Raw genomic sequence first — 13,559 nt, 5'->3', positions numbered from 1 at the left:
GTCAAGGGCGTGCTTCGCGCGCCCTGCCACTCCACCCAGGCACCGGCTGCAATACCAGCACCAGACCGGAAAAAGCCAAGACAAGATAGCTGAACAGCTGCCAGCGCTCGACATCCGACAGCCCGAAGCGCACCACGAAATACATCGTGCACGCACATAACGCCACCAACAGCAGCTGCCCTCGCATATCCCGCCACAGGCTCGCCAGCCCTTCAGCACGCACCAATACCAGCACCTGAAGAACGATGCATACCGCTGAAAAACCAACCAGCAGCGCATTCAGCACATTACCGATCTCTTCGATCAGCAGCGGCGCCAGGCCAATCTGGCCCAGCACCGGCAACAAGCCGACATGCAACAACCACACACCACCGACCCACAACATCTGAGTCAGTTGCCAAAGCATGGCGCCTGCATTCAGCAGGCGCCCTCGTTCAGACGTGGCGGACTTCGACAATCTCATACTCGATCACGCCGCTAGGCGTTTTAACGGCAACCACATCACCCTCTTCCTTGGCGATCAAGGCACGGGCAATGGGCGAACCTACAGAGATCTTTCCGAGCTTGATATCAGCCTCATCCTCACCAACGATCTGGTAAGTGACGCTCTCATCGGTTTCGACGTTGGCGATTTCGACGGTAGTGCCGAAAATCACCTTGCCTGTATGAGGAATGCTCGTCACATCGATGACAACCGAGTTTTGCAGGCGACCTTCAATATCACGGATGCGCGCTTCAACCATTCCCTGCTCCTCGCGGGCAGCATGGTATTCAGCGTTTTCCTTGAGGTCACCGAGTTCTCGAGCCTCACCGATGGCCTGACTCAAGCGTGGCCGCTCGACCTTGCTTAGGAACGTCAACTCTTCTTCCAGGGCCTTGGAACCCTGGACGGTCATTGGGTATTTATTCATGCCTTCAATCCTGCATGTAGATCCTGCAAGCGACGCACGGTCTTTTCCGGACCGAACTTGAGCGCCTCACAGATGGCCTCGCCCGCAGCAATGGTGGTGGTGCAGTAGATCTTGTGCTGCAAGGCGTTACGACGAATGGAATAAGAGTCAGCGATCGACTGACGACCTTCGGTGGTGTTGATGATCAGCGTGACTTCGTCATTCTTGATCATGTCGACCACGTGCGGACGACCTTCAGTCACCTTGTTCACACGGCGCACCTTCAGGCCTGCCGCCTCGATCAGCTTGGCAGTACCGGCAGTAGCGACCACTTCGAAGCCCAAGTTGATCAGATCACGAGCCACACCCGCAACCAGCGGCTTGTCGTCGTCACGCACGCTGATGAACGCGGTACCACCAGTCGGCAGCACTTCGCTAGCGCCCATCTGGGCCTTGGCGAAGGCTTCGCCGAAGGTGTCACCGACACCCATCACTTCGCCGGTCGACTTCATCTCTGGGCCGAGGATCGGATCGACACCCGGGAATTTGGCGAACGGGAACACCGCTTCCTTGACGCTGTAGAAGTTAGGAATGATTTCCTTGGTGAAGCCCAGCTCTTTCAGGGTCTTACCCGCCATGACGCGCGCGGCGATCATCGCCAGGGAGACACCGATGCACTTGGAAACGAACGGCACGGTACGGGAAGCACGCGGGTTCACTTCGATGACGTAGATCTGCTCGCCCTGCAGGGCCAGCTGCACGTTCATCAGGCCGACCACGCCCAGCTCCAGGGCCATCTTCTTGACCTGTTCGCGCATCTCGTCCTGGATGTGCGCAGGCAGCGAGTATGGCGGCAGCGAGCAAGCGGAGTCACCGGAGTGCACGCCAGCCTGTTCGATGTGCTGCATGATCGCGCCGATCACCACATCCTTGCCGTCGCAGACCGCATCCACGTCCATCTCGATGGCGCAGTTGAGGAAGTGGTCCAGCAGCACCGGACTGTCGTTGGACACTTGCACCGCTTCACGCAGGTAGCGCTTGAGCTCTTCTTCTTCGTAAACGATTTCCATCGCCCGGCCGCCCAGCACATAGGACGGACGCACCACCAGCGGGTAGCCGATCTTGGCCGCGGCACGAATCGCTTCGTCTTCGCTGCGCACGGTGGCGTTTGGCGGCTGACGCAGGTTCAGGCGCTCGACCATCTGCTGGAAGCGTTCGCGGTCTTCGGCACGGTCGATGGCGTCAGGGCTGGTACCGATGATCGGCACGCCGGCCGCTTCCAGGGCACGCGCCAGTTTCAGCGGAGTCTGGCCGCCGTACTGGACAATCACGCCTTTTGGCTTCTCGACGCGGACGATTTCCAGTACGTCTTCCAGGGTCACTGGCTCGAAGTACAGGCGATCGGAGGTGTCGTAGTCAGTGGAAACGGTTTCCGGGTTGCAGTTGACCATGATGGTTTCGTAACCATCGTCACGCAGCGCCAGTGCCGCGTGCACGCAGCAGTAGTCGAACTCGATGCCCTGGCCGATACGGTTCGGACCGCCACCCAGGATCATGATCTTGTCGCGCCCCGAAGGTGCAGCCTCGCACTCTTCCTCATAGGTCGAGTACAGGTAGGCGGTATCGGTGGCGAACTCGGCCGCGCAGGTGTCGACGCGCTTGTAGACCGGGAACACTTCCAGCTTGTGACGGTGGGTACGCAGGTTCTTCTCGGTCACGCCCAGCAGCTTGGCCAGACGCTGGTCGGAGAAGCCTTTACGCTTGAGGCGGAACATCAGGTCGCGGTCGATGGCCGACAGACCCAGAGTCTTGACCTTCTCCTCTTCCTTGATCAGATCTTCGATCTGTACCAGGAACCAAGGGTCGATCATGTTCATGCCGAAGATCTGCTCGACGGTCATACCGGCACGGAAGGCATCAGCCACGTACCAGATACGCTCGGCGCCCGGCACAGTCAGCTCGCGCTTGAGCACGTTCATGCTTTCCGGGTTGCTCAGGTCGAGCTTCGGATCCAGACCGCAGACACCCACTTCCAGGCCGCGCAGCGCTTTCTGCAGGGACTCCTGGAAGGTCCGGCCGATGGCCATCACCTCACCCACCGACTTCATCTGGGTAGTCAGGCGGGCGTCAGCCTTGGCGAACTTCTCGAAGGCGAAGCGTGGCAGCTTGGTCACGACGTAGTCGATGGACGGCTCGAAGGACGCCGGGGTCTTGCCGCCGGTGATGTCGTTCGACAGTTCGTCCAGGGTGTAACCCACGGCCAGCTTGGCGGCGACCTTGGCGATCGGGAAGCCGGTGGCTTTCGAAGCCAGGGCCGAAGAACGGGATACCCGCGGGTTCATCTCGATCACCACCATACGGCCAGTGTTCGGGCAGATGCCGAACTGGACGTTGGAGCCACCGGTTTCCACGCCGATCTCACGCAGTACCGCCAGGGAGGCGTTGCGCAGGATCTGGTATTCCTTGTCGGTCAGGGTCTGTGCCGGAGCCACGGTGATCGAGTCACCGGTGTGCACGCCCATCGGGTCGAAGTTTTCGATCGAGCAAACGATGATGCAGTTGTCCTTCTTATCGCGGACCACCTCCATCTCGTATTCTTTCCAGCCGATCAGCGATTCGTCGATCAGCAGTTCCTTGGTCGGCGACAGGTCCAGGCCACGAGCGCAGATTTCTTCGAACTCTTCACGGTTGTAGGCAATGCCACCACCGGTGCCGCCCATGGTGAAGGACGGGCGGATGATGCACGGGAAGCCAAGCTTCTCGAGGACCGCATTGGCCTCGTCCATGCTGTGGGCGATACCGGAGCGCGGGCACTCCAGGCCGATCGCCTTCATCGCGGTGTCGAAGCGCGAACGGTCTTCGGCCTTGTCGATGGTGTCGGCATTGGCGCCGATCATTTCCACGCCGAACTTCTCCAGAACGCCTTCACGCTCCAGGTCCAGGGCGCAGTTCAACGCAGTCTGGCCACCCATGGTCGGCAGCAGAGCGTCCGGACGTTCTTTCTCGATGATCTTGGCAACGGTCTGCCACTTGATCGGCTCGATGTAGGTGGCGTCGGCCATGGCCGGGTCGGTCATGATGGTCGCCGGGTTGGAGTTCACCAGGATGACCCGGTAACCCTCTTCGCGCAGGGCCTTGCAGGCCTGGGCGCCGGAGTAGTCGAATTCGCAAGCCTGGCCGATCACGATCGGGCCAGCGCCGAGAATCAGGATGCTTTTAATGTCTGTACGTTTTGGCATGGGTTGTCACTCAAATCCGCAGGTCAGTCGGCAAGCCGTCTTGATCAAATCTCTGAAGCGCTGAAGGGGCCGCCGAGGCCGGGGCCACCTTCAGGGGCGAGCACTCAGCGTCGCTTGGCCATCTCGTTGATGAAACGATCGAACAGCGGCGCCACATCGTTCGGGCCCGGGCTCGCTTCAGGGTGACCCTGGAAGCTGAACGCGCTCTTGTCGGTACGTTCGATGCCTTGCAAGGTACCGTCGAACAGCGATTTGTGGATCGCCCGCACGTTGCCTGGCAGGGTGGCTTCGTCCACCGCAAAACCGTGGTTCTGGCTGGTGATCATCACTACACCGCTGTCCAGGTCCTGGACCGGGTGGTTGGCACCGTGGTGGCCGTGCCCCATCTTCACCGTCTTGGCGCCGGAGGCCAGTGCCAGCAGTTGGTGGCCCAGGCAGATACCGAAGACCGGGATCTCGGTTTCCAGCACGTCCTTGATCGCCTGGATGGCGTAATCGCAAGGCTCGGGGTCGCCAGGGCCGTTGGACAGAAACACGCCGTCAGGCTTGAGTGCCAGGACGTCGCTGGCCGGAGTTTGCGCAGGCACTACGGTCACGCGGCAACCGCGCTCGACCAGCATGCGCAGGATGTTCAGCTTGACGCCGTAGTCGTAGGCAACCACGTGGTACGGCAGCTCGGAAGCCTCGATGGTCGGATGACTGTCGGTCTTCAGGCTCCAGACGCTGGAGCGCCACTCGTAGCTTTCCTTGGTGCTGACGACCTTCGCCAGATCCATGCCTTTCAGGCCAGGGAAGCCGCGCGCTGCGGCAATCGCCGCTTCGTCGGAAATGTTGTCGCCGGCCATGATGCAGCCGTTCTGCGCGCCTTTCTCGCGCAGGATGCGCGTCAGGCGACGGGTGTCGATACCGGCGATCGCCACAACGTTGTTGGCTTTCAGGTAGTCGGACAGGGACAGGGTGTTACGCCAGTTGCTCGCAACCAGTGGCAAGTCGCGAATCACCAGACCGGCCGACCAGACACGATCGGACTCGGCGTCTTCCGGCGTGGTGCCGGTATTGCCGATATGCGGGTAAGTCAGGGTAACGATCTGTTGGGCGTAGGAAGGATCGGTAAGGATTTCCTGATAGCCGGTCATTGCGGTGTTAAACACCACCTCACCAACGGTTTGACCGTCGGCTCCAATGGCTTCGCCGCGAAAAATGCTGCCATCAGCAAGGGCGAGTATGGCTGGCTTAGTCAAGAAGACCTCCCGTAAATAAAGCCTGAAAGGGCGATCGCAGGTTGTAAAAAAGCGGAGTGACGTATGGACACGTCACCCCGCTTCTTCACCGAATTATTCTGCGCGCTTTTAGTGGACACACTAAAGCTGTAGCTTACAGAAAAAGGCTTTTTTGGTCCACCGCTAAAGAGCCTTAAAGGCAGAGGAATGCGACAGAACATCGCTTAGCGGGGTAAAACAGGGCTCAAGCGCGAAGCCTGGCCCTGTTTTGGATGCATCTCAACGCAGATCCAGCACATCCTGCATGTCATAAAGACCCGCCGGGCGACCGTCCAGCCACAACGCAGCACGTACCGCCCCCTTGGCGAAAGTCATGCGACTGGAGGCCTTGTGGGTGATCTCCAGACGCTCGCCCTCAGCAGCGAACAACACCGTGTGATCGCCCACCACATCACCACCCCGGACCGTGGCGAAACCAATGGTTTCACGCTCACGAGCGCCGGTATGGCCTTCACGGCCATACACCGCGACCTTCTGCAGATCACGCCCCAGCGCATCGGCAATCACCTCGCCCATGCGCAAGGCAGTCCCCGAAGGCGCGTCGATCTTGTGCCGGTGATGCGCCTCGATGATTTCGATGTCTGCATCATCGCCCAGCACACGGGCCGCCATGTCGAGCAGCTTCAGCGACAGATTGACGCCAACGCTGAAGTTGGCGGCGAACACGATCGGAATATCCTTGCCCGCCTCGGCCAGCACCTGCTTTTCCTTGGCGCCCAAGCCCGTGGTACCGATCACCATGGCCTTGCCTGCCTTGCGGCAGAACGCCAGGTTCTTCAGCATCACTTCCGGCAGTGTGAAATCGATCAACACATCGAATTCATCGGCAACCTTTTCCAGGCTGTCGGACATCGGCACACCGATGCGCCCCAGCGATGCCAGCTCGCCAGCATCGGCACCGACCAACGAACTGCCAGGCCGCACGATCGCCGCGGTAAGCCCGGAGAGCGGCGAGCGCTGTTGCACGGCCTCCACCAGGTTCTTACCCATGCGCCCTGCGGCGCCCATCACAGCTATACGTCGCATGCTTCGCTCCTTACAGGTCGCCGAAGAAGCGCTTCACGCCTTCGAACCAGCCAGTGGTTTTCGGCGAGTGGGTATTGTCGTCCGCCAGGGAACCACGCAACTCTTCGAGCAATTCACGCTGACGACGACTCAGGTTCACCGGCGTTTCCACCGCAACCCGGCACATCAAGTCGCCAGCACCGCCACCACGCACCGGAGCCACACCCTTGCCGCGCACACGGAACTGCTTGCCGGTCTGGGTGCCCTCAGGGATCTTCAGCTTGACCCGGCCATCCAGCGTCGGGATTTCCAGCTCGCCGCCCAGCGCCGCGTCAACGAAGCTGATAGGCACTTCACAGAACAGGTGCTTGCCGTCGCGCTGGAAGATCGAGTGCTCACGCACATTGATCACCACATACAGGTCGCCCGTAGGGCCGCCCTGGGTCCCCGCCTCGCCTTCGCCGGACAGACGAATGCGGTCGCCGGTATCGACACCCGCCGGCACTTTCACCGACAGTGTCTTGTACTCTTCGACGCGACCTTCGCCATGACAGGAATCGCACGGATCGGAAATGATCTTGCCCTGGCCATGGCAACGCGGGCAGGTCTGCTGCACCGAGAAGAAACCCTGCTGCATGCGCACCTGGCCGATACCGCCACAGGTCGGGCAGGTCACAGGCGAGGAGCCTTTCTTGGCGCCCGAGCCGTCGCAAGGCTTGCAGTTGACCAGCGTCGGAACGCGGATATTCACGGTGGTGCCGCGCACCGCCTCTTCCAGATTCAGCTCCAGGGTGTAGCGCAAGTCGCTGCCACGCTGAGCCCCGCCACGGGAGCCGCCACGGCCACCACCAAAGAAATCACTGAAGACATCGCCAAAGATGTCGGAGAAGTTCTGACCACCGAAGCCGGCGCCACCACCGCCCATGCTCGGATCGACACCGGCGTGACCGTACTGGTCATAAGCCGCGCGCTTGCTCGAGTCAGACAATACTTCGTAGGCCTCGTTGGCCTCCTTGAACATATCTTCCGACGCTTTGTCGCCGGGATTACGGTCCGGGTGGTGCTTCATCGCCAGGCGGCGGTAAGCCTTTTTCAGGTCGGCTTCGCTCGAGCCTCGCTCCACACCCAATACTTCGTAATAGTCACGCTTTGCCATAAGTCTTCGCACTCTTAAGGACGTTCGACAACGCTCTCCTGAGCCTCGTCAAACTCGTTGAGCCCCAATACAGGCCCGGACCCAACTCACGTCAATTCAACGATCCTGGTCTTGGATAGACGACCAACAGACTGGCCGACAACTGCGGTAATCCCGAACGGAAAGCAGGAGCATTTCCGACCGTACCGCCAGCGCGCGAAAAGAGCCGCACGCCGTAAAAAATTCGCTTGCTCCAGACACGCCAACGCGGGAGCAAGCTCCCGCGCGGCGACATCCTACCAGTCACCGCACAAAGGCAGTCAACCGGCCGACCAACAAGCAGTCTTACTTGTGGTCTTTTACTTCTTCGAACTCAGCGTCGACGACGTCGTCGGCTTTCTCGGCCGATTCACCCTGCGAAGCTGCGCCTTCTGCCGGCTGAGCCTGCTCGGCGTACATCTTCTGAGCGACCGGAGCGGACACTTTCGACAGCTCTTCGACCTTCGCGTCGATGGCAGCCTTGTCGTCGCCTTTGATAGCGGCTTCAAGGGCAACCACGGCAGCTTCGATCGCAGCCTTCTCTTCAGCAGTCACTTTGTCGCCCGCATCAGCGATCATCTTGCGAGTCGAGTGAACCAGGGCATCGCCTTGGTTGCGCGCGCTGGCCAGCTCTTCGAACTTGCGGTCTTCTTCGGCGTTGACTTCAGCATCACGAACCATCTGCTGAATTTCTTCCTCGGACAGACCGGAGTTGGCCTTGATCACGATCGACTGGGTCTTGCCGGTCGCCTTGTCTTTCGCACCTACGTGCAGGATGCCGTTGGCGTCGATGTCGAAGGTCACTTCGATTTGCGGCACGCCACGTGGAGCTGGTGGAATCTCGGCCAGGTCGAACTTGCCCAGGGACTTGTTCTGCGCGGCTTGCTTACGCTCGCCCTGCAGCACGTGAATGGTCACTGCGCCCTGGTTGTCGTCGGCAGTCGAGAACACTTGCGATTTCTTGGTAGGAATCGTGGTGTTTTTCTCGATCAGCGCGGTCATCACGCCACCCATGGTTTCGATACCCAGGGTCAGCGGGCTGACGTCCAGCAGCAGTACGTCTTTCACGTCACCGGCCAGTACCGCGCCCTGGATGGCAGCACCCATGGCAACGGCTTCGTCCGGGTTCACGTCCTTGCGTGCTTCTTTACCGAAGAAATCGGTGACCAGCTTCTGCACCAGCGGCATGCGGGTCTGACCGCCAACCAGGATCACGTCGTCGATCTTGCTGACGTCGATACCGGCGTCTTTCATGGCGATGCGGCAAGGTTCGATGGTGCGCTGAACCAGGTCTTCAACCAGCGATTCCAGCTTGGCGCGTGAGATCTTCACGTTCAGGTGCTTAGGACCGGTGGCATCTGCAGTGATGTACGGCAGGTTGACATCGGTCTGCTGGCTCGAGGACAGCTCGATCTTGGCTTTTTCAGCGGCTTCTTTCAGGCGCTGCATGGCCAGCGGGTCACCCTTGAGGTTCATGCCGCTTTCTTTCTTGAACTCGTCCACGAGGTAGTCGATCAGACGGATGTCGAAGTCTTCACCACCGAGGAAGGTGTCACCGTTGGTTGCCAGTACTTCGAACTGGTGCTCGCCATCGACTTCAGCGATTTCGATCACGGATACGTCGAAGGTACCGCCACCCAGGTCATAAACGATCACGGTGTGATCGCCCTTGGCCTTGTCCATGCCGTAAGCCAGAGCGGCCGCGGTAGGTTCGTTGATGATGCGCTTTACATCCAGGCCCGCGATGCGGCCGGCGTCTTTGGTCGCCTGGCGCTGGCTGTCGTTGAAGTAGGCCGGAACGGTGATCACCGCTTCGGTCACGGCCTCGCCGAGGTAGTCTTCGGCGGTCTTCTTCATTTTCTTGAGGATTTCAGCCGAGATCTGTGGCGGAGCCATTTTCTGGCCGTTCACTTCAACCCAGGCGTCATTGTTGTCAGCCTTGACGATCTTGTAAGGGACCATCTGGATGTCTTTCTGCACGACTTCTTCGTCGAAACGGCGACCGATCAGACGCTTCACCGCGTACAGGGTGTTGTGCGGGTTGGTCACGGCCTGACGCTTGGCCGACTGGCCAACCAGGATTTCGCCATCGTTGGCGTAAGCGATGATGGACGGCGTGGTACGCGCGCCTTCAGCGTTTTCGATAACTTTTACGTTGCCGTTTTCAAGAATGGAGACGCAGGAGTTGGTAGTCCCCAGGTCGATACCGATAATTTTGCCCATGTTAACTCTCCCGAAACTTTAGATTTTGTTGCCGCAGCAGTGGTGGCCGACTGCGGTAGCACTTAAACGCTTGACCTATAAATGGGGGCCCTGCGCGCGATTTCAAGCCTTCTCGTCAATCGAAGGCGAAACCGGTGCGGGTGCCTTGCTGACCACGACCATGGCCGGGCGCAGCAGGCGACCGTTGAGCTGATAGCCCTTCTGGAACACCTTGAGAACGCTGTTCGGCTCGACGTCGGCACTTTCCTGCATGGCCATCGCCTGGTGCTGTTCAGCGTTGAACGGTTCGCCATGCGGATCGATCGCTTCCAGCTGATAACGCTTCAGGGTGTCCTGGAACATTTTCAGGGTCAGTTCGATACCTTCACGCATCGGGCGAATGCTTTCGTCGTCCGGACTGGACAACTCAAGACCGCGCTCGAGACTGTCGATCACTGGCAGCAGGTCGCCAGCAAAGCGCTCGAGGGCGAATTTGTGAGCTTTTTCTACGTCCTGCTCGGCACGGCGGCGGACGTTCTGCAGATCGGCCGCAACACGCAATGCCTGATCCTGAGCGCCAGCCAACTGCTCTTCGAGCACTTGCACACGAGCCGCCAGATCTTCGCCCGAGGCCTCGGGGGCCTGATTGGCGTCGAGATTTTGCGTATCCAGCGTCTGTTCGTCAGCCATAAAATTCTCCTTTCAATATCGTCCGCGAGCTCAACTCACGCTTCTGCCCCGGTATATGGGGTCGCATTTTCCAGGTTCAAGGGCCGCGCCCTTGGCAAAAATCATTGGACGGCCCCAAACGCCGGCCGCCAATTATTCCCGCACGCGATAAAAAAATCCGCCAAGCAAGTGAATCGAGCTAAGGCCGGGCATTGTCAGCCGAAAACAAAACACTGTATAAATAACCAGACCTAAAGCTTGGGAGCGGCCTTTATGCTGGTGCACCTGTCCGTACACAACTACGCCATCGTTGAGCATCTCGATCTGGAACTGGATCGCGGGATGAGCGTCATCACGGGTGAAACCGGCGCCGGCAAATCGATCATGCTCGACGCCCTGGGGCTGACCCTGGGTGATCGCGCCGACAGTGGCGTAGTACGCCCAGGTGCCGACAAGGCCGACATTCTCGCCACCTTCGACCTGGAAGACATTCCAGAGGCCCGCACGTGGCTCGCCGAACGCGACCTGGACAACGACAGCCCATGCATCCTGCGCCGGGTCATCACCGCCGAAGGCCGTTCCCGTGGCTACATCAATGGCTCCCCGTGTCCGCTAGGCGACCTCAAGGCACTCGGCGAACTGCTGATCGACATCCACAGCCAGCATGAACACCAGTCGCTGCTGAAAACCGATACCCACCGCCGCCTGCTCGACGAATACGCTGGCGCCACCGACCTGGCTCGCCAGGTATCGCTGGCGGCCCAGCGCTGGCGCCAGACCCGCCAGGAATTGGAGCGTCTGTCCAACTCCGGGGACGAGCAGCGGGCTCGCCACCAGCTCCTCAGCTATCAGCTGGAGGAACTGGAAAACCTGGCCCTGGGTGAAAACGAACTCGAGCAACTGGAACTCGAACACAAGAACCTGACCAATGCCGAAAGCCTGCTGGGCATCTGCCGGCAGGTCGTCGAGCATTGCAGCGAAAGTGATTCGGGCAACGTCCTCAGCGCCCTCACAGCGAGCCTCAATCGCCTGTCGAGCATCGGCAACACCTCCGGCGCCCTGGCGGAAGCCACCAACCTGCTGGCCAGCGCGCAAATCCAGGTCGAAGAAGCCGTCGGCGAACTGAATCGCTTCGTCGACCATTTCGATGCGGACCCGGCGCGCCTGCAACAACTGGAGGAGCGGCTGGACGCCATCTATACCCTGGCCCGCAAACACCGGATCCAGCCCACCGAGGTGGCAGCCATGCAGCAGAAACTGCTGGAGGAAATCGAAACTCTGGATGCCAATGACGAATCCATTGAGCGCCTGGGCGATGAGCTGAAATCCTATGCCCGGCACTATCACGAAAAAGCCAGGGAGCTGAGCGAGCTGCGCCAGCAGGCCGCAACCAGCCTGGCCAGCGCCGTCGAACAGGAAATCCAGCGCCTGGGCATGCCTGGCGGCTGCTTCACCATCGAACTGCACGCCAACAGCGGCGATGAACTGCAGCCCAACGGCCTCGAGCAGGTCGAGCTGCTGGTCAGCGCCAACCCCGGCCAGCCGCTCAAGGCCCTGGCTAAAGTCGCATCCGGGGGCGAACTGTCGCGGATCAGCCTGGCAATCCAGGTGATTACCGCACAGACCTCTCGTGTCCCGACCCTGGTATTCGATGAAGTGGACGTCGGCATCGGCGGCCCGACCGCGGAGATCGTCGGCCAACTACTACGTCGCCTCGGCGAGCGCGGCCAGGTATTGACGGTCACCCACTTGCCGCAGGTGGCAGCCCAGGGCCATCAACATCTTTTTGTGCACAAGGTGCGCGGCAGCGATGCGACTCACACCGCGGTTTCCAAACTGGGCAAGACCGAGCGGATCGAAGAGGTAGCGCGGATGCTGGGCGGCATCGACCTGACCAAGGAGTCGCTGGCCCACGCGAAAAAAATGGTAGTTACCGCCAAGGCTTGAGTCCCTGCCACTTTAATAGAGCAGAAAGCACGAAGGCGACCCTTGGGTCGCCTTCGATCGTTTCGCGGACTATGTCCGCGCGACATGCTTATTTCTTCGTGCGTACGTACAGCACCAAGTTGTGATCCACCAACTCGAAGCCATGCTTCTCGACAATCGCCTTCTGAAGCTTCTCGATTTCTTCGTCGAAGAATTCGATCACCTCACCGGAATCCACGTTGACCATGTGGTCGTGGTGACCGCCGTCAGCCAGTTCGAATACCGCATGACCGCCATCAAAGTTGTGGCGTACCACAAGGCCTGCTGCTTCAAACTGGGTCAGAACACGGTAAACCGTGGCCAGACCGACATCCTCGCCAGCTTCCATCAGCGCCTTGTAAACATCCTCGGCGCTCATGTGTCGCTGCTCGGCGGAATCGAGCATTTGTAGAATTTTGACCCGTGGCAGAGTCACTTTAAGGCCGGCTTTACGTAGTTCGCTATTTTCAACCATGGTCAGCTTTCTCGCGGATGCTGCTTCGCAGCTTCTCTTAATGCGGGTATGATCGGGGTTTACGTTGTCCCAGCCAAGATAGTGGAAGTCGCCCACCGATGCAAAACACCAAGCTCTTGCTAACCAGTTTCACCTTCGTGGGACTGCTCGCACTCGCCGGTTGTTCATTCCCCGGGGTTTACAAAATCGACATCCAGCAGGGCAATGTCGTCACGCAGGACATGATAGACCAGTTACGCCCGGGAATGACCCGCCGGCAAGTACGGTTTATCATGGGCAACCCTCTGTTGACCGACACGTTCCACGCCGATCGCTGGGATTATCTGTACAGCCTGCAACCAGGTGGCGGTGAACGCCAGCAGGAACGCGTCAGCGTTATCTTCAACGGTAACGACCAACTGGTCAGCCTTTCCGGTGACTTCATGCCTGGCGTAAGCCGTGACGAAGCCATCCTGGGCAAGGACAGTGGCACTACCGTGACCGCCCCTACTGAAAACGCCGAGCAGCCAAAACCGGAAAAACCGGCCAAGCCTGGCTCTCTGCTCGATCAGATCCAGAAGGACGTCGACAACGTCGAGACCGTTCCGGTGCCAACACCAGAACCTCTGGACACCTCGCCGCAATAATTTGTGGTGGAATAAAAAAGCCCGGCGAGTCCGG

At 59.7% G+C, this 13,559-nt stretch carries 11 protein-coding genes; 2 read left to right on the top strand and 9 right to left on the bottom strand.

Translation table 11 applies throughout. From position 1 onward, the window contains the following. Nucleotide 1: 1 nt before the first annotated feature. The 8 genes from AC3RCP_RS05285 to grpE form a co-directional block, all read right to left on the bottom strand. Nucleotides 2–406: a hypothetical protein gene (locus tag AC3RCP_RS05285; protein WP_007920864.1), complete on the bottom strand. Its 405-nt coding sequence runs from the start codon at nucleotides 404–406 to the stop codon at nucleotides 2–4. Between the two features lie 28 nt (nucleotides 407–434). Further along, a complete protein-coding gene (gene greA, locus AC3RCP_RS05280) occupies nucleotides 435–911 on the bottom strand; it encodes a transcription elongation factor GreA (protein ID WP_007920862.1) in 477 nt (158 codons plus the stop codon). Beyond that, nucleotides 908–4,129 (bottom strand): carbamoyl-phosphate synthase large subunit, encoded by a 3,222-nt coding sequence (gene carB / locus AC3RCP_RS05275; protein WP_007920860.1) that lies wholly within the window; start codon nucleotides 4,127–4,129, stop codon nucleotides 908–910. The genes greA and carB overlap by 4 nt, the downstream gene beginning before the upstream one ends. 104 nt (nucleotides 4,130–4,233) lie before the next feature. Continuing rightward, complete coding sequence (gene carA, locus AC3RCP_RS05270) at nucleotides 4,234–5,370, bottom strand: glutamine-hydrolyzing carbamoyl-phosphate synthase small subunit (RefSeq protein ID WP_007920857.1); 1,137 nt, start codon at nucleotides 5,368–5,370, stop codon at nucleotides 4,234–4,236. Between the two features lie 258 nt (nucleotides 5,371–5,628). Next, complete coding sequence (dapB, locus tag AC3RCP_RS05265; RefSeq protein WP_007920855.1) at nucleotides 5,629–6,435, bottom strand: 4-hydroxy-tetrahydrodipicolinate reductase; 807 nt, start codon at nucleotides 6,433–6,435, stop codon at nucleotides 5,629–5,631. Nucleotides 6,436–6,445: 10 nt separating this feature from the next. Continuing rightward, nucleotides 6,446–7,570, bottom strand: a complete 1,125-nt coding sequence (gene dnaJ / locus AC3RCP_RS05260) for a molecular chaperone DnaJ (protein WP_007920853.1) — start codon at nucleotides 7,568–7,570, stop codon at nucleotides 6,446–6,448. A 324-nt stretch (nucleotides 7,571–7,894) separates the two neighbouring features. Beyond that, nucleotides 7,895–9,811, bottom strand: coding sequence for a molecular chaperone DnaK (gene dnaK, locus AC3RCP_RS05255; protein ID WP_007920851.1), 1,917 nt, complete (start codon nucleotides 9,809–9,811; stop codon nucleotides 7,895–7,897). Nucleotides 9,812–9,913: 102 nt separating this feature from the next. Further along, nucleotides 9,914–10,480 (bottom strand): nucleotide exchange factor GrpE, encoded by a 567-nt coding sequence (grpE, locus tag AC3RCP_RS05250; protein WP_007920848.1) that lies wholly within the window; start codon nucleotides 10,478–10,480, stop codon nucleotides 9,914–9,916. A gap of 252 nt (nucleotides 10,481–10,732) precedes the next feature. On the opposite strand from grpE, the gene recN reads away from it, so the two are divergent. Further along, nucleotides 10,733–12,406, top strand: coding sequence for a DNA repair protein RecN (gene recN, locus AC3RCP_RS05245; protein WP_492569194.1), 1,674 nt, complete (start codon nucleotides 10,733–10,735; stop codon nucleotides 12,404–12,406). 88 nt (nucleotides 12,407–12,494) lie between these two features. Here the strand turns inward: recN and fur are convergent, their stop codons facing one another. Next, nucleotides 12,495–12,899 carry a ferric iron uptake transcriptional regulator gene (gene fur / locus AC3RCP_RS05240; protein WP_007920840.1) on the bottom strand — a complete coding sequence of 135 codons (405 nt, stop codon included), beginning with the start codon at nucleotides 12,897–12,899 and terminating at the stop codon, nucleotides 12,495–12,497. Nucleotides 12,900–12,997: 98 nt separating this feature from the next. Here fur and AC3RCP_RS05235 point away from each other — a divergent pair, with 98 nt between their 5' ends. Continuing rightward, the gene (locus AC3RCP_RS05235) at nucleotides 12,998–13,525 is read left to right on the top strand and encodes an outer membrane protein assembly factor BamE (protein WP_007920839.1); all 528 of its coding nucleotides are present in this window, start codon (nucleotides 12,998–13,000) and stop codon (nucleotides 13,523–13,525) included. Nucleotides 13,526–13,559: the final 34 nt, after the last annotated feature.

This window comes from Pseudomonas sp. GW822-FHT05A08 (genome assembly GCF_058800485.1).
This window is presented reverse-complemented; position numbering and strand designations above follow the sequence as displayed.